This is a genomic window from Streptococcus sp. 210928-DFI.4.42, from assembly GCF_020554365.1.
In the GTDB taxonomy this organism is placed as follows: Bacteria; Bacillota; Bacilli; order Lactobacillales; family Streptococcaceae; genus Streptococcus; species Streptococcus parasanguinis_S.
The window spans coordinates 74,889-95,796 of the sequence record NZ_JAJCHF010000005.1; the positions used below are offsets into that span (position 1 = coordinate 74,889).

Here is a 20,908-nt window from a genome sequence, read left to right on the forward strand (position 1 = left end):
TCTTATAAAATTATCTATATTTTTTGACATAGTATCCTTCCAGATTCATAGACACAACCAGGCTGCTAGGAGGGCAGAGAGGATACTGAATAAGGATCCAATCAAGTAATACTCCGCAAAGGCTGGATTTTCCGAAATTTTATTGTAGCGGGCGATAGATTTGGCCGTAAATACTAGGCCGATAGAAGCAAATTGCCCATAGACGAGACAGGCACCAATCACCAAACGCTCTAAAAAACCAATCATGGAACCAGCCCCAGTGATCGTATCCATTTTCTTCTTGCTGGTGGGTTGATACTTAGCAAACATAATTTTAAAGGAAATATTGCTTGGTTTCCCAACTAGAAGAACATAAAAAATCAGATTTAAAGTGTCTATTGGCAGATAGGTCGTGCCATTCTTCGCTCCTAAAAGGACTAGACAGCTAATGATGGCGATATGCAAGACTTGATCCAAGGCAAAGGTCCAGGCGGTTGGTAATTTCAATCCCTTCTGCACGATCGGTTTTAAGAAATCTATTCCAGCATGAGTCAGTAAAATGACCAAGCAAATCCACCACAAATCTAGATGACAGAGAGAAACCACGATCAGAGGCAGAGCTACATATAGAATGTGAAGCCCTAGCACCTTCTTATCCTGATCCTTGCGATCCGCCATCTTTTGGCTTTGAAAATAATAATCTGATAGTAAATGACAAATCAACAAGAGAATCAAGTATGGATTCACTACGATACTAGACAATCCGCTCATTTTCCTCTCCTTTCACTATGCTTTGTATACTGGCCAGGGCACCTGCTCTCCCCCGTAAATAAACACGGACACTGCTACTCTTCAACCGTTTAGAGAGGGCACTTGGGTTGATAGCTAGTGATTGGGCCAAATCCTGCTGACTAAAGGACTCGCTATATACGGATCTCTTTAGAAGATTGAGCAAGATCTCTTCCTGACTATCCCGCCAACCTGAACGAATGGCTTCTCCAGAAGCGATGAGGGCGTTCACAAAAAAGTCTTGGTTTTCCTTCCCGCTTGAAAAATAAATCTGTGTATTGCCATAGTCATTTTTCTGATGAACAAAATTGATGGCTGCGCGTGCATTCCAATAAGCTGGACCATCTGCTCCAACACTTTGCAAGGGATCAATAGCTGTTACAATCTCCCCAAGGCCAATTCCAAAACGAAGCTGAGTAGGGGTTAGTTCTGAACGTAAGGTATCGATGATTTGAAAAACTGGAGCCTCCACTTTTAAAAGCGCCTGAAACTCATCCCCCAAGGTCAAAGTAAAACGGGATGCCAGGTAATCTCCAAATAATTCGTTCATCTTTTGAAGCGTTTTTTCTACCTGTTTTTGCAGGTCAAGACGTTCTTGAACCATTTTGGAATCAATGACATCTGCAATCAAAGCAAGATACATAAGCCCACCTCCTTATGTCTATTATAACGAAAAAAAGCAAAAATGTCTATTATAACAGACATTTAAGAAAATTGCCGTTATAATAGACATCGAATCATTTAAAAGATTATTTCACTTTTTCTTCTTCGTAGTCACCGTTGCTACAAACGACTTGTTTACCACCGCCACGGACTTTCTTCTCAACTAAGTAATGACCACATTTTGGACAGTCACGGCCGATTGGCTTGTCCCAAGAAGTAAATTCACAGTCTGGGTAGCGATTACAGCCATAGAAAATACGATTTCGTTTGGTTTTACGCTCGATGATTTGTCCCTGATGACAGTTTGGACATTCCACCCCGATTTCTTTGACAATGGCTTGAGTATGACGACAATCTGGGAAATTACTACAAGCATAGAACTTACCAAAACGTCCTAATTTAATCACCATCGGGCTGCCACAGACTTCACAATCAAAACCAGCTGGTTCGTCTTTGATTTGGATTTTTTCCATCTCTTCTTCAGCCTTGGCGACTTCTTTAGAGAATGGTTTGTAGAAGGCATCAATGACTTTTTGCCACTCTTCTTTTCCGAGTTCGACATCATCGAGTTTCCCTTCCATCTCCGCTGTGAAGGTCACATTGACAATATCTGGGAAAAACTCAACAATCAGTTTATTAACGATCTCCCCTAATTCCGTTGGTTCAAAGCGTTTAGCTACCAGCTTCACATAATAGCGTTTTTGAATGGTCTCAATCGTCGGAGCATAGGTTGAAGGTCGTCCAACACCGTTCTCTTCCAAGGTCTTAATCAAGGTTGCTTCAGAATATCGAGCAGGTGGTTGGGTAAAGTGTTGCTCCGGCTTGCTATTGACCTGCTTGACGATATCGCCTTCTACCATGTCCGGCAACATCTTGTTCTTATCTGAGTCGTTATAAATAGCCAAATAACCGTCAAACTTTACCTGACTCCCATTCGCTGTATATTGAACCCCATTTTGACCTAAACGGACATTCATAGTATCAAAAACAGCTGCCGTCATCTGGCTAGCGACAAAACGATTCCAAATCAAGGTGTAGAGTTTCAATTGGTCTTTGTCCAAGTATTTAGCAATGCTCTCAGGAGTATTGAAGACGCTAGACGGACGAATCGCTTCGTGGGCATCTTGGGCACCAGAAGCATTCTTCACACGGCTTCCATGCTTAGAATATTTCTCACCGAAGCGATCCACGATAAAGTTAGCTGCCTCATTTTGCGCAACCGGACTGATCCGTGTGGAGTCGGTACGCATATAGGTAATCAAACCTTGAACACCAGAGCCGATATTGATTCCTTCGTACAATTGCTGAGCGACCATCATGGTCTTGCGTGTACGGAAGTTGATCTTATTGGCTGCATCCATCTGCATAGAAGAGGTGGTGTAAGGAAGTGGTGCATTCCGACGACGTTCTTTCTTTTCAACTTTTTCAACAGTAAAATCTTTGCCATCTAAGCGTTCAAGAACAGCTTTCACCTCTTCATTGGTGTTGAGCTTCATCTTCTTGCCATCAATCCCATAGAAGCTAGCTTGGAATTGTTTGGTCCCTTTTTTGAAGACACCATCAATGGTCCAATATTCTTCCGGCTTGAAATCATTAATTTCGTTTTCACGATCAATAATTAATTTGAGGGCAACTGATTGCACGCGCCCTGCAGAAAGTCCTTTTTTAACCTTTTTCCAAAGAATAGGCGAAATTGAATACCCTACAATCCGGTCCAAGACACGACGGGCTTGTTGGGCATCGACCAAGTCCATATCGATTTGGCGCGGTTCTTTAAAGGCATTTTTTACTGCATCCTTGGTGATTTCGTTAAAGACCACGCGGTTCTTTTCTTTGGCATCCAAGTTCAAAATATGCGCTAAATGCCAAGAAATAGCTTCTCCTTCTCGGTCCGGGTCACTTGCGAGAAAGACTTGTTTGGCTTTTTTAGCTTCTTTTTTCAAATCATTGATCAAGGGACCTTTTCCGCGAATATTGATATACTCCGGTTCATAGTTATTGTCGAAGTCAATAGACATCGTAGATTTTTTCAGATCCCGAATATGGCCAACACTAGCCATGACTTTGTAGTTACGACCAAGGTATTTTTCGATTGTTTTCGCCTTAGCAGGAGACTCCACAATCACCAAATTTTTCTTGGTTGTACTGCTTTTCTTTTTTGTTACCACGTTTTATCCCTCTGTATTGTATAAATCTCATTGAGTTTAATACATTTTAAGAAAGATGTCAACTAGGAACTTCTCCTATAGGAAAATCACAATTCGTATTTCAATTCATCAAGAATGTCCTGGCCTGAGGTGACAAGCTTTGCACCTTCTTGAATCAGATGATGGCAGCCTGCAGATTTTCCATCTAAAATATTTCCTGGAATAGCAAAAACGTCTCGGCCTTCTTCCATAGCACGCTCACAAGTAATCAAACTGCCTGAACGGAGTCGCGCCTCTGCCACAATCACTGCCTGACAGAGACCTGCAATGATGCGATTTCTCTCAGGAAAATGAAACTTAAGTGGGGCCTGCCCTGGACCATACTCGCTCAAGATCAGATGGTTTTCCCCCATATGTGCCTGCAGTCTTTGATTGCTTTTAGGATAAAAGACATCCAGTCCCGTTCCTATCACTCCGATGGTCTTGCCACCATTTCGTATACTGGCATAATGAGCTGTCGCATCAATTCCCTTAGCAAGTCCACTAACGATGACCAGTTCATTTCCAAGTTCTTTAATAATCTTCTCTACAGATCGCACCCCTTCTCGCGTCGTTTCCCGAGCTCCTACGACTGCAATCTTCGGTTTGGTTAACAGCTCCAAATCTCCTTGGTAAAAAAGGAGTACAGGAGGATTGTAGATCTGTAGCAATTCCTCCGGGTATTCAGGATCAAAAATGGATAGAGATGGGAACCGTTCAAACTCCTTGTGTAAATGCTCTTCATCCAGCTGCCGGTATTTGTCTACAAAATGAATAATACTGCGACAGCGAGCGATCCTTGCTATCTCTTCTAAGCTTGGTAAGGCTTGGTCTTTCCTACAGTAGTCCAAAATTCTCAAGACTTGCTCATTTGATAAACCAGCTTCTTTTAATTTAAAGATTTCAAATTTCTCCATGGTCACCTTCTACTTCCTCTCACTTATTTATTCGAAAAAGAATGGAAAAAAAGCTCTATTTCTAGAACTTTTTTTGATATGTAGAAGAATAAAAGTAAGATGCGGCACCAATCAAGTTGCTTTCATTATGGAAGCGAGCCGCTTGGATCGGCAAGGCCTCAAATTGTTTATGCCCTTTTTGAGAGAGTAGGTTATGGTATTGTCGACTGATCTCATCGATCAGTAGCGGTTGGCTACTAATGCCCCCTCCAATTGTCACCTTCTCAAGCAGGAGCAATGATTGAAGATTAAAAATCAGAATAGCAATATCATGACAATACTCCCGAAACAAGGATTTCAGCTCCTCATGGCCTCCTTGATCAAGAGCCTTGAAAACGGCTATACCATCTGCCTTTTCTAGGTTTAAGATGTGACTAGCCTTCTCAACAAATTGAACAGCTGAACCGGTGTTTTCCAAAAGATTGGAAATACCTTGCAAAAAGAGTCCGCGATGAAAGCGGCGATTTTCTGGTGTTCTTTCTGCCTTATCAATAGTCCGAATGTATTCTGTCAGTTGCCATCCTCTCAATAGATCACCGTTAGAAAGAAGAGCAAGGCCGACTCCTGTCCCTAAGACCAAGGTCGCACCGCAAGAACAATCTTTTAGATTGCCAAGCCTTGCTTCCGCTAGACCAGCAGCTTCTCCATCATTAAGAACGGTGACGGGTACTTGAAATGTTTGTTGCAATCTACTAGCTAGAGGAATGCCTCGCAAATATGGAATGAGACCACCTCGAAAGACAAAGCCAAGGCTCTTTTGGATCTCACCAGGGCATGAAATGGCGATTCCCTCGATTTCTTCCCGTACAGGAGCAACGATTCCTTCTAATCCTTGCCAAAAGTCCTCAATCGTAGATGGTGTTGGGATCTTGTCTGTACGGATCAATTGATAGTCTGCATCCATCAGACCGTACTTTATAAAGGTCCCTCCGATATCGATGGTAAATAGCATAGCCTAATCCTCACACATTGATTTGACGGGTTCAAATGAACGCCGATGGATAGGAGTCACTCCCAGCTTGTCGAGGCCAGCCAGATGGTTAGCCGTCCCATAGCCAGCGTTCTGCGTAAAATCATAACCCGGATATTCGCAATCAAACTCTTCCATCATCTGATCCCGAGTCACCTTGGCTACGATGGATGCTGCAGCAATGGATAAGGAGTTGGCATCCCCTTTGATGATACTAGTTTGGGGAATAGGAAGATCCAACTTCATGGCATCAATCAAAAGATGCTGGGGTTGAGGCTCTAACTGACCAATGGCCTCCATCATGGCTAGCTTCGTAGCTTCATAGATATTAACCTGATCAATCACTTGATTGTCCTTGATGCCGATTCCGATCGCAATGGCGTTTTGGAGCACAGCCTCATAGATTTCTTTGTGTTTGGATTTTGGAATCTTTTTACTATCGTTGAGTCCCGGAATTTTACAAGCTTTCGGCAAGATCACGGCAGCTGCAACAACTGGACCCGCTAATGGGCCGCGTCCCACTTCATCCACACCTGCAATAAGATCAATCCCTTGAGCATAAAGTTCTTTCTCATAGGCTAGCATTTTTTCCAAACGCAAGTCTTCATCCACTTGTTTTTGGAGTTCGCGTTTTCGTTTGCTGATAGCCGCTTGAACCCCCGCTCGACCATCAAGGATCAATTCTTCAAATAAGGGATGATCTAGATCGTCAATCGTTGCCAAACGCTCTTTGATTTCTTTAATCGTTGGCATCTATTTCACCTACACGATCAAGGGAATAGCGTCCCAAACGACCATCACGTACATCCTTGACAAACAAACTGTAAAAACGGTCGTAATCCTCTCGAAATCCTAATTTCTGGGTCATTTCCATAATGATTTCAGGAGCTTCTTGTTCCAGATCCATTTGTTTAAAACGTTCCTGCAAAACAGCTGGATAGTGCTTTTTGAAATAGTTAAGACCAAAGATGGTCACTTCATCCATTGGAAGCAACTGGTCTTTGATGGCACCTGTTAAAGCGAGCTTTAAGGCCACTTCTTCATCTTCAAACTTGGGCCAGAGAATCCCAGGAGTATCCAAGATTTCAAGGTCTTTGTTGGTTTTCAACCACTGTTGCCCCTTGGTCACCCCTGGTTTATTCCCAACAACAGCAATCTTTTTCCCTGCTAAGCGGTTCATCAAAGTTGATTTCCCGGCATTAGGAATTCCGATGATCATGGTCCGAAGGGTTTCAATCTGAATTCCCCGTTCCTTTTGACGGGCAATTTTATCGGCCATCAAGCTCTTAGCAGCATCTGTGACCTTCTTAACCGTAGATTGCTCTTTGGAGTTGATAGCCAAGGTTTTGATGCCTTGAGACTCAAAATAGTCCTGCCATTCTTTTGTTGCTACAGGATCTGCCAAGTCTACCTTGTTCAAAATCATTAATTTAGGCTTATCACCAACAATTTTCGTTAACATAGGATTTTGGCTTGATAGGGGTAAACGAGCATCTACCAGAACCGTCACAAAATCCACAAATTTTAAATTTTCTTGTACTTGTCTTCTAGCTTTGGACATGTGTCCAGGAAACCATTGTATAGTTGCCATGTTCTCCATTCCTTTCCAGTTCAATCTCTTCTATTATACCATGTTTTCTGAAATCACTGTGATTAAGAAAAATACTAAAAAAGAAGCTACCTAAGTAACTTCTATTTTATATTCTAGCGAATTTGCTCAAAATGCAAATGCACGGCGATATGATCACCATAGCCGCTCCGTTCCAAATCACGTTGCAAGCGATAAGAAATATAGTGTTCAGCAATGGTAATATAACCAGCACCAAGTAAACGGTGCTCAACCATTGACTGGATCATGCTGATCGTCGCACGTTCCACTTTAGCTTCTTCCAAATCCATCACAACTTTCTTGGTCACTTGCGCCAAGTTTTGGCGAAGATCATCCGTCAAGACATAAACTGTTTGTGCTGCCTTCAAAACAGCTTGATAGATTTTATCTGGGTCAAATTCTACAACTTCACCACTACGTTTAATGACTTCCATCTTATTCTCCTTGATCATCAATATACTTCTATTATCTTAATAAATAGGGGATTTGTCAAGAATCTAAGACATCAATAATCCGGGCGAAGAACTCCCGTAATGATCTCTTTAGTAGCATGGTAATCCCCATCTACTACAACCTTGATGATACGTTTCGCTTCTTCTGCCGGTGCTGGCACCAATGGCAAACGAGTTGGCCCTGCTTCAAAGCCCATATAGTTCAAGACAGCTTTGACAGGAGCTGGACTCGGATATGAGAAGAGTGCATTGACTTTAGGGATAAACTGACGTTGGATAGCCGCAGCCTTTTTAATATCGTTGTGCTCAATGGCTTGTAACATCTCATACATTTCATCTCCATTTGTATGAGAAGCCACCGAGATCACTCCATCAGCCCCAAGGTTCATCGCATGGAAAGCATCTCCATCTTCCCCAGTATAGACGAGAAATTCTTCTGGCTTGTGTTCAATTAAGTAGGCCATATTAGCAAGGGTTGTACACTCTTTGACCCCAATGATATTTGGGTGCTCTGCCAAACGAAGCATGGTTTCAGGCGTCATTTCCACGACCACGCGTCCAGGAATATTGTAGATAATAATCGGAAGATTAGATGCATCCGCAATCGCTTTAAAGTGTTGATACATTCCTTCTTGAGATGGTTTGTTGTAGTAAGGGACGATAGCCAATCCTGCTGCAAAGCCACCAAAAGCATCTACTTCTTTGACGAACTCAATCGAGTCGCGGGTTTCATTGGTTCCGACACCAGCGATCAAAGGAACTCGACCATTGACAATCTTTTGAACAGCCGCAAAGAGTTGCAATTCCTCATCGTGGGTCAGAGTTGGACTTTCTGCAGTCGTTCCAGCTAAGAGAATCCCATCTGTATGATGAGCCAAGAGGTGCTCGATCAAGTCAGGAAGAGCGTCAAAATTAATGCTCCCATCTTCATGGAAGGGGGTGATAAATGCAGTGATGATTTTACAATCTTTTAAATCTTGATAAGACATAGAAAAACCTTTCTCTATATAAGAAAGAGGCTGGGGCTTGCTTGCCTTTGCCTCATGATCTGTTCATAAAACAAGTTGATTTGTTAGTTAGCTACGGAAGAAATCAAACTCTTCGAGTTACTGATTTCTGTTCCGTTGCCTACTTCAACTCAAATTTCAATTCAGCTGTTGGACGTACGAGCCCACGTTCGTGAAGGGTTTCTGCGATTTGGACTGAGTTCCAAGCAGCTCCTTTAAGGAGGTTATCTGAAACCACCCACATATGGATTCCTTTTTCAGCATCCAAGTCTTTACGAATCCGTCCAACGAAGGTATCGCGTGATCCGACCGCATTAACGGCTTGTGGGTAGACTTGGTGAGCAACATCGTCTTCAAGAACTGCACCTGGGAATTCTGCAATAGCAGCTTTCACTTCATCAATTGGTGCCACTTCTTTTGTTTCAATGTAGACTGACTCTGAGTGAGCTGACAAGACTGGAATCCGCACACAAGTTGCTGACACGGCAATGCTATCGTCTTCCATAATTTTCTTAGTCTCGTTTGTCATCTTCATTTCTTCGTAAGTATAGTCATTTTCTGTGAAGACGTCAATTTGTGGAAGAGCGTTGAAAGCAATTGGGTAATGTTTTTTATCACCACCTGAAGGCAAGATTTCAGCTTTGACATCGCGTGGGTTGACCCCATCATTCAAGACTTCCTTCAACTCACGTTGGGTTTCAAGAATAGCTCCCATACCGGCACCTGAAACAGCTTGGTAAGTAGATACGATGATACGGTCCAAGCCCCATTTTTGACGAACTGGCTCAAGAGCGACCATCATTTGGATTGTTGAACAGTTTGGACAAGAGATGATTCCGTTGTGAGCATCAAGAGCATGTGCATTCACTTCAGGAACTACCAATGGGACATCCGGATTTTGACGGAAATAAGAAGTGTTATCAACCACTACTGCGCCTGCTTTCACCGCATAAGGTGCATATTTGGCAGATGTTGAACCACCAGCTGAGAAAAGAGCAATATCAACGCCTTCAAAAGCATCTTCAGTCGTTTCCTCAATGGTCACGTCTTGCCCTTTAAATTGCAAGACTTTTCCTGCAGAACGTGCTGACGCAAGGTAGCGAATTTTATCGATTGGAAGAGTAGATTCTTCCAACATTTTGATCATTTGAGCACCAACGGCACCTGTAGCACCGACAACAGCAACTGTGTATCCCATAGTAAATCCTCTTTCAAAATTTTCTAAAAATTGAGTATTTGTACTATTATACAATTTTTTGGCATAAATGAAAAGTACCAACAGTAGGAAAAAATCCTGATTCTAAGACCAGGATTCTTGATGGTTATTTATCATAAATAGCTCTTTAGTTCAGGTCATAGTTCAAGTCGCTTAAATCTTTCTTACCTTGTGTTTCTTCAGCAAGAAATGGAACTTGATGGATCCCCTTTAAACCTGCTACGATAGACGCCGGAAATGAAACAATTTCTTGATTAATGTGGCTGACATTACTGTTGACAATTCGCTTCGCTGCAGCAAGATCTTCATTTTCGTCAGCGATTTCCTTTTGCAAGGCTAAGAATTGATTAGAAGACAAGAGCTCTGGATAATTTTCACCAACTGCACGAATTTGTGCCAGGACATCGTTTTGATTGGTAATAACTTGGTTGGATTCTTGAATTGTTGCTCCTTGGCGTAAAGCAACTAAATCAGTGAAAATCTGTTGCTCATGTTTGGCATAGGCTTTGGCTACTTTTAGCATTTCCGAAATGGTATCATAGCGTTTTACAAGAACGATATCGACCGTTCTCTTTGATTCTTCAATGGTTACTAGATAGCGATTGAGGCGATTTCCTACACTAATAAACCAAATGGCCAATAGGACAAGAAATAATAGGATGATTCCAATAATGACGTTCATGATGCTTCTCCTTCAAAAATTGCTGTTATTTCTTTAATTAAAGCTAGTTCTCTGCATAATTTATGATATTCAGTCACCAAAGATAGTTGATCAATATCTTCTGGTTTTTGGGGAGTCGGAAAGATATAGCGATCAGTATACAAAGAAATAAAAAGTTTATTGTCTTTCAAAAATACACACATGGCATTTTGAAAAATTTGTCGATCAAACCATTCTAACATCTTAGGGGTGAGAAATTTTCGGGCAGACAGTTCATCCGTGCAGTAGATATTGTAATTCTCGTTATTGCGAATATCCTCTGTTTCAATCTGAACTTCATCCCCTCTGGCTCCAGGATAAACCCCATTCACCTCCCTCTTAAAAAGAAATGATTTCTTGGTTGGCACAACCCGAAGATGACCGGAGAAATTGATCGGTAGACATAAAGAGAACACTTGTCCAAGGAAATCTGTAACTTCCACATGTTCCGTCCTCGTATGTCCATTAGATGTCCGGTAACGAGTCTCCGTATGATGGGCATAGAGATTTGACACTGTCAGCTCTTTGTCATCATGAAATGATAGCTCTTTGAAACATAGAAAATCAGTCGACCGAGGACATAAATGCGAGAGAGCTTCAGAAGGGATGGAACCGTCCTCTTTGATCGAAGCTCGAGGAAAAACTTCCTTTAATACAGGCGAAAGGATATCATCAAGATAGATCTCATCGTTCGAACGAATTCGATCCCCAAACAAGGCTTTTCGTTTTTTATATTGTGGCCAATAATACAAACCAACAACTAAAAGGATCAAAGGAATAGCTGCAAAACGCAATAAAATGAGAGACAGTATGGCGCAAATAATACCAAAGGATCGCAAAACATTCCACTGAAGATTGTTCTTCATCTGTTCTCGGATCAATCCGATGGCATCCTGAAATTGTTTGGAGTTTTCAAGCTCTTCAATTTTCTGCGAATAGTCTGTAGATGCTGAATCATTAGAATGATAGAAATCTCCCAATCAACTCCACTCCTTTCTGACCTAGGCACTTTACTATATTATAACACCAACATAACTTTGTAGCAACTGTATTATAATAGTTTCGGTCCTTTGAAGACACAAAAAAATCCTGATCCGAAGACCAGGATTTGAGGCACCTTTCGGTGAGAACAGCCGGTTCACACAACTGTTCAAGGTCCGCTCCTGCGTTACAATTGAATGTAGACCTCCTCAGCGCAAAAGGCTCCTAAGAGCCAATCGACTCATCGCATAAATCTAGTTTACCATGAACATCCACAAACTGTCAAGAAGGTAGGTACTTGCTTCCTTCTCGAATACTCAAAGGAGATAACTGCTCTCGATAGCGGTCGATAAAGGCCCCTACCCAATCCGGATTAACCTTGGAATAATTGCGTAAACTCCAGCCGATTGCCTTATTTATAAAGAACTCGCTTTGACCTAGATTATTGAGGATCACTTTTTCTAACAAATCCGTATCTGTTTTTTCTTTCCTCATAAGCTGGTGATCAATGGCAATCCGCCTCAACCAAAAGTCCTGATCCTTACTCCAATCTAGCATAACCTGCTTGGTTTCTGGATAGTGAAAAGTAATCTCTCCGATGATAAGGTCCAATTGATCTATACTGTCCCACCATGATTTGGTTTGAGCCAATTCCTTTAGCTTTGGAAAATCTTCAGGTCTAAGCTCCTTCTTCTTTTTATCCAGATAATCCATAGCAATATATTGGAACTCACGGTACGGTTGCTGCCAACACTCTTCCACAAAAGCCCAATCAATTGGATCCTTTATGAAAGGCTTAAAAAAATCTCTTTCAATCTTTTTGAGAATTGGTTTTTGAACGCCAAGAAAGCTGAATTTATTTTTCATATAAGCTTCCATTGCTGGGACTTTCTCTGGATCAGCTTGGTCTTCTAACAATTTCAAAAGAATTTTTGTATCCATATGATTCCTCCTTTTTTACATCAAAGGTCCAATCAGAGAAAAAAGATAACCGCCCAGACGATGAGCCATAGGCATTTTAGATAAACTTTCTAGAGTGACTTCCTCTGAGAGAGCCTGGGTTTTCTCAAAATCTTCTTCAATCTTTAGCACTTCCAGATTTTTGTAGAGATAAACCCCATCTTCAAAATTTTGATAAAGACTTCGGTAGTCTGTATTAATGGTTCCTACCACAGCTTGTTGGCTATCAGAAACATAAACTTTAGCATGGACAAAACCTGGGGTATAACGGAAAATACGGACGCCAGCATCCAAGAGCACTTTAAAATAGGTCGTCGCAATATCAAAGGCATATTGTTTATCTGGAATCCCTGGCATAATGATCCGAACATCTACTCCGCGTTTGGCCGCGAAAGTCATAGCTCTAACCAATTCGTCATCCAAGATCAAATAAGGGGTCATGATGTGAACATAATCGGTCGATGTATTCAGTAAATGAAGATAAACATCCTCAGCCACTTTGTGATAGGTCAATGGTGAATTGCCATAAGGGAGTACAAAGCCCTGACTCTTTCTTTGTTGAGGTTTTTCTTGTAGATAGCGCTCCATATCCCTTTTATCTTCTATTCCAGTCACTGTCCACATGGTCAAAAAGAGAGCTTTTAGCGTTTGAACTGCTGAACCATCTAATCGAAGGGCCGTATCCTTCCAATGACCAAAGCGTTCTCGTTTATTGACATACTCATCAGCGATATTAACGCCACCAGTATAAGCAAATTGACCATCAATCACTGTAATCTTTCGATGGTCTCGGTAATTGTAATAGGTTGATAGAATAGGCTTGACTGGTGAGAAGGCCTGAGCTTTAATGCCAACCTTGTGCAAGCGCTCGATATAATCGTAGGACAAGGTAGTCATCTCATTCATCCCATCAAACATGACACGAACATCCAGACCTGCCTTGGCCTTCTCCTCCAAAATGGCTAAAATCTCGCCCCACATGATCCCTTCGTCAATAATGAAATATTCCATAAAGATATAACGCTCCGCCTTTTTCAAATCCTCCAACAAGGCTGGTAGCATGTCATCTCCAAGTGGAAAATAGGTGACCTCTGTGTCTCTGTAGATAGGAAACTGGGCTGGACTATGCTCCAGAAAATAAGCTAATTTCTGTAATTGGCGATCACTTTGGGATAAATAATCAGCAACTTCTGGATCGGTGCTTAGATAGTCGGATACCTGCACTGTAGCATTCTCAAGTCGTTTCTTCAAGCGTCTTACACCCAAATCAGCTAACGAAAAATAGAGCAGAGCCGTCCCAAAAATTGGAAAGAGGGAAATGATAATTATCCAGGACAGCTTGGAACGAGAATCCATTGAACGATTGAGCAAGTAAAAGAAGGTAAAGACACTCAACAAGTGTTCCCATAAGATAACGGATGGGAAATGCTCTTGTAGGCTGAGATATGAAAAGACAAGAAAGGCCAATTCCAGTAAGAAGAACAGGAGAATGGGAACCTTTCGGTTAAGTAGAATTTTGGCCCATCTGGAGGGCTTTTGGGGTAACAGTCTAGCACTCTGTTCTTGAGTCATATAGGCTCCTTTCATGTAGGGGAGATCATCACAACTTTCCGGTCTCTTTCAGTAATTTTATTAGTATCATTTTAGCCTATGAAAAAGTCGGGGATAATTAGCTATTGCAATTTACAAATGTCGTGATTTCTACCGTATTTTCCTAACAGCACCGTCTATGGTCTTTTGCATCCAGACGATATCATGCCATTTGTTAAACTTATAGCCAATTTTTGGGAAGTGAGCGACTTGAACATAGCCCCGCTTTTCATGCATGGAAATGCTCGCTTCGTTCGGAACTGCGATACAAGCCAGAAAGCGTAAGTAGCCTCGTGCTTGCAACTCCTCTTCTAAGGCCGTATAAAGAGCCGTTCCAATCCCTTGTCCACGCGCCTCTTTGGCTACATAAATAGATAATTCAGTGGTCCAATCATAGGCAGCGCGTGCATAATAGGTCGAGGCATAGGCATACCCCACAACTTTCCCATCCACTTCTGCGACCAAATAAGGAAATTGGGTCAGCGTTTTTGCGATGCGGCTTTCAAATTCCTGGACAGTCGGCACATCAACCTCAAAGGTAATGGTTGTCTCTGTCACATAAGGTTGGTAAATCGCTCGGATAGCTGCTGCATCGCTGAGCTGAACGGGTCGAATCATCATGGTGGCCTCCTAATTAGATTATACCTAGTATACCGATAAGCCTTCTCACTGTCAATGAAGAGAGGCAATGATCTAATAGTTTCATTTTTTGCAAAAGGATTTATATAGAAAAGAGGTTGAGAAATCCAGTCTCAACCTCTTTAGCTTATTCCGCTTTTTTATTTGAAAATTGGCTATTGTAGAGCTCATAGTAGAATCCTTTGTCTGCCAACAAGGATTGGTGATTTCCTTGCTCGATGATTTGGCCATCTTTGAGAACAAGGATTTTATCTGCTTCTTGAATGGTAGACAGGCGGTGAGCAATGACAAAGCTAGTCCGCCCTTTCATCAAATTCTTCATGGCTTTTTGAATCAAGAGCTCTAAACGCGTATCGACAGAAGACGTCGCTTCATCCAAAATCAAGATTTTAGGATCCGCTAGGAGCGCACGCGCAATGGTTAGGAGTTGCTTTTGCCCTAGAGAAATATTGCTAGACTCCTGGTTCATTTCCATATTGTAACCACCAGGAAGCGTCCGGATAAAGTGATCGACATTGGCTGCCTTTGCGGCTTCCACAATTTCTTCATCCGTTGCCTCGAGATTACCAAAGCGAAGGTTTTCTTTGATGGTTCCTTCATATAACCAAGCATCCTGAAGCACCATTCCGAATTGTTTGCGGTAATCTTGGCGAGATAGATGGCGAATATCATGACCATCGACTGTAATCGATCCTGCAGTCACATCATAAAAGCGCATCAGCAAATTAATCAGGGTTGTTTTTCCTGCTCCGGTTGGTCCGACAATGGCCACCATTTCACCTGGTTTGACTTCTAGGTTGAAATCACGAATCAAGGGTTTGTCCGCTACGTATTGGAAATCAACGTTTTTAAAGCTGACTTGCCCTGTCAAATCTCCAGAGAGGGTTTCTGTCACATCTGCTACTTCATCTGGTTCATCCATGACTTGGAAAATCCGATCTAGAGACGACTTAGCACTTTGTAGCTGTCCTGCCAATTGGGTCAAGTTTTGAATCGGTTGGTTGATCTGCCAAACATATTGAACGAAGGCCTGCATATTCCCGACAGTCAAACGTCCTGCTATCACTTGCAAGCCACCAAACAAAGCGATAATGAGATAAGTCAAATCTGAAATCCCATGTAAAATCGGCATCATTAAGCCAGAAATGAAATTAGCCTTGAATCCTACTTTTTGAAGGTGATGGGTAATATCATGAAACTCTTCCTGAGAAGATTTTTCCCGAACGTAGAGCTTAAGTACATTAAATCCTGTTAAATTTTCTTGCACAAAGCCGTTCATTGCTCCCAAAACATCTGCCTGCTCTTTAAAGTAAGGTTGAGATTTTTTCATGATAAATCGAGCACTGAAATAAGTGATCGGAATGGACAAAATGACCACTAGCCCCAGCTGGATGTTTAAGTACAAGACCATGCTGATGACAAAGAGCAAGGTAAAGATAGCATTAACGATTTGTAAGAAGGACTGTTGCAAAGCATTAGAGACAGTTTCGACATCGCTAGTAAAACGTCCTAGCAAATCTCCGAACTGATGCCGGTCAAAAAAAGAAACGGGAATGTGATTGATTTTATGGGACAAATCATTTCGCATGTCCTGAACGGTCTTTTGAACAGCATTAGTCATGAAATAGTTGGAATAATAAGATCCCAACTCATAGAGGACCCCACGGAATAGATAGAGCGTCATAATGATCGCGATATAGGAGGTGTTAAGACCAGCTCCCGCAAGGCCTTTTGCCATATCCATGAGATTTTTTGTCAACTCAGTAATCGCAAGCCCCAAAACAAAGGGTTCGACAACACTCATGACGACACTCAGGATTTTTAAGAAAATGGACAAGCAAACTTCCAAGCGATAGGCTCTCAAGTAAGTCCATAGTCTACTAAAACTGTTTTGTTCTTGTTTCATCTGCTTCTCCTTTCTATTCCTCTGTCAATGATGGACTATCGAGCTGCGAATTAGCAATTTCACGATAGATCTCATTGCTTTCCATCAATTCATCGTGGGTTCCTCGACCGACAATTTCCCCTTGGTCCAAGACAATTATTTGATCCGCATCCATAATGGTTCCCACACGTTGCGCTACGATCAAAACGGTCGCATCTCCTGTAACTTCTTTGAGACGCTTCCGCAAAGTGGCATCCGTCTTGTAGTCCAAAGCAGAGAAGGAATCATCGAAAATAAAGATATCCGGATCTTTGACAACGGCACGAGCGATAGACAAGCGTTGTTTTTGACCACCTGAAAGGTTGCTACCACCTTCTGCCAAATGGGTATCAAAGCGTTCCTCACGGCTGTCGATAAATTCCTTGGCTTGGGAAATTTCAGCCGCTTGTTCTAGCTCTTGTACAGAGGCATCTTCTTTCCCATAACGAAGGTTCTCAGCAATGGTTCCCGTAAAGAGCAAGGCCTTTTGTGGAATAAAACCAATCTTTTGGCGAAGGGCTTTCAGATTGTAGTCACGGACATCCACACCATCGACCAAAATCTTCCCTAGGGTGACATCATAGAATCGAGGAATCAACTGCACAAGTGAAGATTTCCCAGAACCGGTCGAGCCGATAAAGGCAATGGTTTCGCCAGGTTTGGCTTGAAAGGAAATATTATGGAGAACTGGACTCTCCGTCTCACCTGGATAAGCAAAGGTGACATTGTCAAATTCCAAATAGCCACGAGATGCTGTTTCTGTTATCCCATTCTCATTTGGATCAATCGAAATGGGCATGTCCATGATTTCCTTGAGCCGACGGCTAGAGACCGCAGTACGAGGATACATGGTAAAGAGATTGGCTAAAAAGAGGAAAGATAAGAGCGCGTGAAAGCTATACTCAATAAAGGCAACCAGATCCCCAATTTTCAAACTACCGTCATGAAGAGGATCCAAAGCAAACCAGACAATCGCCACAATCATAGCAATGATGATCTGCACAAATAGAGGTTCTGTCAAACCAGTTAGTTTGAACAATTTATTCGAGTTTTCTGCGTAGACTTCATTTTCAGCCGCAAATTTATCCTCTTGGAATTCTTCGCGGGCAAAGGCACGAATCACTCGGAGACCTGTCAAATTTTCACGCGCAAACTGATTGAGATGGTCAAGGGTCTTTTGTTGCTTCTCAGAAAGTGGACGTGTCTTGACTGCTACATACCAGACAACGACAGCAAGAAATGGTACAGATACTGCTACAATCCATGCTAGAGAAGGACTGGTTGTCAGAATCAAGAGAACGCTGGAAACCATCATCAAGGGTGTGATGACGCCCATCTTCAACATAGAATCCGCAAACTGCATCAAAACAAAGGCATCCGAAGTCAAGCGAGTGACCAATGAGGATACCCCAATTTGCTCATACTCGCGATGCGAATACTCCTGTAACTTAGCATAGAGGTCATTGCGCATATCGCGGACCATGGTGGTCGTTAGCTGGCCAACCGCGTAAGACAAGATAATCCGTCCCACAATCCCAAGCAAAATAATCGCAAACATAACCCAGCCCCAGAAATACAGCCGATCCACATCACGCGGGTTAATCCCCTCATCAATCATGCGAGCTAGAATCGTTGGCAAGCCCAAATTGACAATAACAAACAGGACTGCTGAAAATAGATTCAGAGCTAGCCACTTGGGATACTTTTTCAAGTAAGACCAAATATAAAGCATAGATGATTCTCCTTTTCCATAAATAATAACCTTGATCACACAGAAAAGAGGGAGCGAGACGAAATCATTTTCAAAGAAAATCATTCCTGCCCCAGTCCCATCTGTAGTCTCATTTATTATATCAAACCAGTCATAAAAGTAAAGCAAAAGAGCAGGTTCCCCCGCTCTTCAGTCGTTTTATTTTGTACGTTTGAATTTAGCGTTTTTAAGAAGCGACGACGCAAATTGATTCGTCGATTCTTGATCTTTTGTAAAGTTCAATGTCAGGGTATCTCCTTTAATCTTATATTTAACCTTCTCACCCTTGCCTTCTAACGCACCGATTGTTTTAGTCTTTTGATTAACTTTAATTTCTGTTGAATCTACAGTTTTATGGCCGGGTCTTTCAGTTTTAATATTTAAATATCCTTTTGAATCGTTAATATCAATGGACAACTCCAAGGAATATTTATTATTTAGAGAATCAATATCTGAACTGGAAGCTCCTTGATCTTTAAGAATTTTCTTCATTTCTGCTGTAGATGGTTTGTAAACATAGGTTCCGTTGTCACCTTTTGCACCACACGCAGTTAAAAGAAAAATAGCAAAGAAAGCTACTAGAGCCAAAAGAAACTGTTTAAAGTTTTTCATAATTTCTCCTCATTTCATAGAATATCCCTATTATAGCAACAATTCCATTGCATCGCAATGAAATTGTTACATTATTTAGTTTGACTGGGTTCAAACTATTGCTATTAGATAAAAATCAAAAATTTAGTTAGAATTCTAATAGATAATCATAATAAATACACATAAAAAGGTAGGATTTAGATCCCACCTCTATTAACTATTTAACTTTTTTAAACTTAGCAATTTTCATGTAGTTATTAAACATGTCTGTGTCACCCATTAAAGAATTCTTCACATCCTTAATCGTTAACACATTTCCTGAAACTTGATAAGTAATTTCCGCTTTCCCATACTCATTTTCTGAGACAAGAGTTTTAGCTTTTTGGTCTACTTCCAACTTAATCACTTGATTAACATTTTGACCACCTGCATTCGTGTCTACTTTCATCTCGCCTTTCTTATCCTTAATTGTAATAGAAATAGTAAATGAGTAATTATCACCTATCAAAGATTGAAATTCACTTGGCATAATTTCTTTGATTTCATCTTTAGTAGGCTCAAACACGTAAGTACCGTTGTCGCTTTTTGCGCCACAAGCTACCAAAAAGACTGCTGCAAAGACAGCTACAACAGCTAACAAAAGACGTTTAAAATTTTTCATCATCTTCCCCTTTATGATATGATTTATAGCCATTATAGCAACAAATTAGCAACATCTCAAGGGAATATAGCAAATGTAAAATCATTGTAACATCATTAAAACTGCACTATTTAGTAGGTTTAGAGAAAATAAAGAGAGCTACACATGTTAGCTTTATAAAAGCCCTCTATTCACATTCTATCATCATTATTTTCAACGACAAAAAAACCGAGGCCTAAACCTCGGTTTTCGTTTTGATTGGAAACTCTATTATTTAAGAGTAACTGAAGCTCCAGCTTCTTCCAATTTAGCTTTGATTTCTTCAGCTTCAGCTGTAGCAACACCTTCTTTGATAACGCCAGGTGCACCATCAACAAGTTCTTTAGCTTCTTTAAGACCAAGACCAGTGATTTCACGTACAACTTTGATAACGCCGACTTTCTTGTCGCCTGCAGATGTCAATTCGATATCGAATGAATCTTTAGCAGCACCAGCGTCAGCAGCACCAGCTGCAGCAACAGCTACAGGAGCAGCTGCAGTTACACCAAATTCTTCTTCGATAGCTTTTACAAGGTCGTTCAATTCAAGGATTGAAGCTTCTTTAATTTCAGCAATAATGTTTTCAATGTTCAATGCCATTGTTATTTCCTCCAAATAAGTTTTAATTTTATGTTTTATTTTTTGTAGCTAGGCTACGCTGCGTAGCTTAAGATTAAGCTGCGTCTTCTTTGTTGTCTGCAACCGCTTTGACTGCAAGAGCAACGTTGCGCACTGGCGCTTGAAGTACAGAAAGGAGCATAGAAAGAAGTCCTTCGCGGTTTGGAAGAGTTGCAAGTGCAAGAATCTCTTCTTTAGATGCGACAGCGCCTTCGATTGCACCACCTTTGATTTCAAGTGCTTCAGCGTCTTTTGCAAAATCGTTCAAGATTTTCGCAGGTGCGATAACATCTTCGTTAGAAAATGCTACTGCAGAAGGTCCAACGAATACAGATGCAAGATCTTCAAGACCAGCTTTTTCAGCTGCACGACGCAAGATTGAGTTTTTGATAACTTTAAACTCAACTTCGCTTCCGCGAAGGTTGCGACGGAGAACTGTATCTTGCTCAACTGTCAAACCGCGAGAATCTACAACGACGATTGATGCAGCAGCTTTCATTTTTTCAGCTACTACGTCAACAAGTTCCGCTTTTTTAGCAATAATTGCTTCACTCATTAGTGTGTTCACCTCCGTAATTATTTTGCTTGGGGAATTTTTCCAAAAGAAAAACGCGCCCAAACCTAGACACGAAAGTACAATACGCTTCTT

The 20,908-nt window shown here is 41.5% G+C and carries 21 protein-coding genes and 1 other annotated feature (1 of these 22 running past the window's edge); all 21 genes read right to left on the minus strand.

Going from position 1 to position 20,908, the window contains the following annotated elements; genetic code table 11:
* Positions 1-45: 45 nt before the first annotated feature.
* Complete coding sequence (locus LIZ08_RS03160) at positions 46-750, minus strand: DUF3307 domain-containing protein (RefSeq protein ID WP_227038260.1); 705 nt, start codon at positions 748-750, stop codon at positions 46-48.
* On the minus strand, positions 734-1,411 hold the full coding sequence (locus tag LIZ08_RS03165) for a SatD family protein (RefSeq protein WP_227038261.1): 678 nt from the start codon (positions 1,409-1,411) through the stop codon (positions 734-736). The genes LIZ08_RS03160 and LIZ08_RS03165 overlap by 17 nt, the downstream gene beginning before the upstream one ends.
* Positions 1,412-1,517: 106 nt before the next feature.
* The gene (topA, locus tag LIZ08_RS03170) at positions 1,518-3,599 is read right to left on the minus strand and encodes a type I DNA topoisomerase (protein WP_031573190.1); all 2,082 of its coding nucleotides are present in this window, start codon (positions 3,597-3,599) and stop codon (positions 1,518-1,520) included.
* An 86-nt stretch (positions 3,600-3,685) separates the two neighbouring features.
* The gene (dprA, locus tag LIZ08_RS03175; RefSeq protein ID WP_227038262.1) at positions 3,686-4,534 is read right to left on the minus strand and encodes a DNA-processing protein DprA; all 849 of its coding nucleotides are present in this window, start codon (positions 4,532-4,534) and stop codon (positions 3,686-3,688) included.
* Between the two features lie 61 nt (positions 4,535-4,595).
* Complete coding sequence (locus LIZ08_RS03180) at positions 4,596-5,525, minus strand: ROK family protein (RefSeq protein ID WP_129299244.1); 930 nt, start codon at positions 5,523-5,525, stop codon at positions 4,596-4,598.
* A 3-nt stretch (positions 5,526-5,528) separates the two neighbouring features.
* On the minus strand, positions 5,529-6,296 hold the full coding sequence (locus LIZ08_RS03185; protein ID WP_155169754.1) for a ribonuclease HII: 768 nt from the start codon (positions 6,294-6,296) through the stop codon (positions 5,529-5,531).
* Positions 6,283-7,134: a ribosome biogenesis GTPase YlqF gene (gene ylqF / locus LIZ08_RS03190; protein WP_023918177.1), complete on the minus strand. Its 852-nt coding sequence runs from the start codon at positions 7,132-7,134 to the stop codon at positions 6,283-6,285. The genes LIZ08_RS03185 and ylqF overlap by 14 nt, the downstream gene beginning before the upstream one ends.
* A 113-nt stretch (positions 7,135-7,247) precedes the next feature.
* Positions 7,248-7,586: an ATP cone domain-containing protein gene (locus LIZ08_RS03195; RefSeq protein WP_006597242.1), complete on the minus strand. Its 339-nt coding sequence runs from the start codon at positions 7,584-7,586 to the stop codon at positions 7,248-7,250.
* A 71-nt stretch (positions 7,587-7,657) separates the two neighbouring features.
* Positions 7,658-8,593, minus strand: coding sequence for a 4-hydroxy-tetrahydrodipicolinate synthase (gene dapA, locus LIZ08_RS03200; protein ID WP_118228155.1), 936 nt, complete (start codon positions 8,591-8,593; stop codon positions 7,658-7,660).
* 139 nt (positions 8,594-8,732) lie between these two features.
* The gene (locus tag LIZ08_RS03205; protein WP_031573177.1) at positions 8,733-9,809 is read right to left on the minus strand and encodes an aspartate-semialdehyde dehydrogenase; all 1,077 of its coding nucleotides are present in this window, start codon (positions 9,807-9,809) and stop codon (positions 8,733-8,735) included.
* A gap of 145 nt (positions 9,810-9,954) precedes the next feature.
* Positions 9,955-10,509 carry a LemA family protein gene (locus LIZ08_RS03210; RefSeq protein ID WP_155169752.1) on the minus strand — a complete coding sequence of 185 codons (555 nt, stop codon included), beginning with the start codon at positions 10,507-10,509 and terminating at the stop codon, positions 9,955-9,957.
* Positions 10,506-11,507, minus strand: a complete 1,002-nt coding sequence (locus LIZ08_RS03215) for a DUF3137 domain-containing protein (protein ID WP_155169749.1) — start codon at positions 11,505-11,507, stop codon at positions 10,506-10,508. The genes LIZ08_RS03210 and LIZ08_RS03215 overlap by 4 nt, the downstream gene beginning before the upstream one ends.
* Positions 11,508-11,790: 283 nt before the next feature.
* Positions 11,791-12,450, minus strand: coding sequence for a DNA alkylation repair protein (locus tag LIZ08_RS03220; protein WP_031573169.1), 660 nt, complete (start codon positions 12,448-12,450; stop codon positions 11,791-11,793).
* Positions 12,451-12,465: 15 nt separating this feature from the next.
* Complete coding sequence (cls, locus tag LIZ08_RS03225; protein ID WP_031573167.1) at positions 12,466-14,040, minus strand: cardiolipin synthase; 1,575 nt, start codon at positions 14,038-14,040, stop codon at positions 12,466-12,468.
* Between the two features lie 129 nt (positions 14,041-14,169).
* Positions 14,170-14,679: a GNAT family N-acetyltransferase gene (locus tag LIZ08_RS03230; protein ID WP_031573164.1), complete on the minus strand. Its 510-nt coding sequence runs from the start codon at positions 14,677-14,679 to the stop codon at positions 14,170-14,172.
* 145 nt (positions 14,680-14,824) lie between these two features.
* Positions 14,825-16,603, minus strand: coding sequence for an ABC transporter ATP-binding protein (locus tag LIZ08_RS03235; RefSeq protein WP_031573162.1), 1,779 nt, complete (start codon positions 16,601-16,603; stop codon positions 14,825-14,827).
* Positions 16,604-16,616: 13 nt separating this feature from the next.
* Positions 16,617-18,353 carry an ABC transporter ATP-binding protein gene (locus LIZ08_RS03240; protein ID WP_227038263.1) on the minus strand — a complete coding sequence of 579 codons (1,737 nt, stop codon included), beginning with the start codon at positions 18,351-18,353 and terminating at the stop codon, positions 16,617-16,619.
* A 177-nt stretch (positions 18,354-18,530) separates the two neighbouring features.
* Complete coding sequence (locus LIZ08_RS03245) at positions 18,531-18,983, minus strand: lipoprotein (RefSeq protein WP_227038264.1); 453 nt, start codon at positions 18,981-18,983, stop codon at positions 18,531-18,533.
* 196 nt (positions 18,984-19,179) lie between these two features.
* Positions 19,180-19,623 carry a hypothetical protein gene (locus LIZ08_RS03250; RefSeq protein ID WP_155169738.1) on the minus strand — a complete coding sequence of 148 codons (444 nt, stop codon included), beginning with the start codon at positions 19,621-19,623 and terminating at the stop codon, positions 19,180-19,182.
* 249 nt (positions 19,624-19,872) lie between these two features.
* Positions 19,873-20,241 carry a 50S ribosomal protein L7/L12 gene (gene rplL / locus LIZ08_RS03255; RefSeq protein ID WP_003016256.1) on the minus strand — a complete coding sequence of 123 codons (369 nt, stop codon included), beginning with the start codon at positions 20,239-20,241 and terminating at the stop codon, positions 19,873-19,875.
* Positions 20,242-20,314: 73 nt separating this feature from the next.
* Entirely contained in the window at positions 20,315-20,815 is a 501-nt protein-coding gene (rplJ, locus tag LIZ08_RS03260; protein WP_003001722.1) for a 50S ribosomal protein L10, read from the minus strand.
* 38 nt (positions 20,816-20,853) lie between these two features.
* Positions 20,854-20,908 (minus strand) — a sequence feature (ribosomal protein L10 leader region) (it continues 80 nt past the right edge of the window).

Excerpts from the sequence above, each read along its gene's own strand:
- rplJ (WP_003001722.1), bottom strand. The coding sequence starts at position 20,815 with ATGAGTGAAGCAATTATTGCTAAAAAAGCGGAACTTGTTGACGTAGTA.
- LIZ08_RS03230 (WP_031573164.1), bottom strand. The coding sequence starts at position 14,679 with ATGATGATTCGACCCGTTCAGCTCAGCGATGCAGCAGCTATCCGAGCG.
- LIZ08_RS03210 (WP_155169752.1), bottom strand. The coding sequence starts at position 10,509 with ATGAACGTCATTATTGGAATCATCCTATTATTTCTTGTCCTATTGGCC.
- LIZ08_RS03235 (WP_031573162.1), bottom strand. The coding sequence starts at position 16,603 with ATGAAACAAGAACAAAACAGTTTTAGTAGACTATGGACTTACTTGAGA.
- LIZ08_RS03160 (WP_227038260.1), bottom strand. The coding sequence starts at position 750 with ATGAGCGGATTGTCTAGTATCGTAGTGAATCCATACTTGATTCTCTTG.
- ylqF (WP_023918177.1), bottom strand. The coding sequence starts at position 7,134 with ATGGCAACTATACAATGGTTTCCTGGACACATGTCCAAAGCTAGAAGA.
- LIZ08_RS03240 (WP_227038263.1), bottom strand. The coding sequence starts at position 18,353 with ATGCTTTATATTTGGTCTTACTTGAAAAAGTATCCCAAGTGGCTAGCT.
- cls (WP_031573167.1), bottom strand. The coding sequence starts at position 14,040 with ATGACTCAAGAACAGAGTGCTAGACTGTTACCCCAAAAGCCCTCCAGA.
- LIZ08_RS03250 (WP_155169738.1), bottom strand. The coding sequence starts at position 19,623 with ATGAAAAATTTTAAACGTCTTTTGTTAGCTGTTGTAGCTGTCTTTGCA.
- LIZ08_RS03205 (WP_031573177.1), bottom strand. The coding sequence starts at position 9,809 with ATGGGATACACAGTTGCTGTTGTCGGTGCTACAGGTGCCGTTGGTGCT.
- LIZ08_RS03220 (WP_031573169.1), bottom strand. The coding sequence starts at position 12,450 with ATGGATACAAAAATTCTTTTGAAATTGTTAGAAGACCAAGCTGATCCA.
- LIZ08_RS03185 (WP_155169754.1), bottom strand. The coding sequence starts at position 6,296 with ATGCCAACGATTAAAGAAATCAAAGAGCGTTTGGCAACGATTGACGAT.
- rplL (WP_003016256.1), bottom strand. The coding sequence starts at position 20,241 with ATGGCATTGAACATTGAAAACATTATTGCTGAAATTAAAGAAGCTTCA.
- LIZ08_RS03180 (WP_129299244.1), bottom strand. The coding sequence starts at position 5,525 with ATGCTATTTACCATCGATATCGGAGGGACCTTTATAAAGTACGGTCTG.
- LIZ08_RS03195 (WP_006597242.1), bottom strand. The coding sequence starts at position 7,586 with ATGGAAGTCATTAAACGTAGTGGTGAAGTTGTAGAATTTGACCCAGAT.
- dprA (WP_227038262.1), bottom strand. The coding sequence starts at position 4,534 with ATGGAGAAATTTGAAATCTTTAAATTAAAAGAAGCTGGTTTATCAAAT.
- LIZ08_RS03165 (WP_227038261.1), bottom strand. The coding sequence starts at position 1,411 with ATGTATCTTGCTTTGATTGCAGATGTCATTGATTCCAAAATGGTTCAA.
- LIZ08_RS03245 (WP_227038264.1), bottom strand. The coding sequence starts at position 18,983 with ATGAAAAACTTTAAACAGTTTCTTTTGGCTCTAGTAGCTTTCTTTGCT.
- dapA (WP_118228155.1), bottom strand. The coding sequence starts at position 8,593 with ATGTCTTATCAAGATTTAAAAGATTGTAAAATCATCACTGCATTTATC.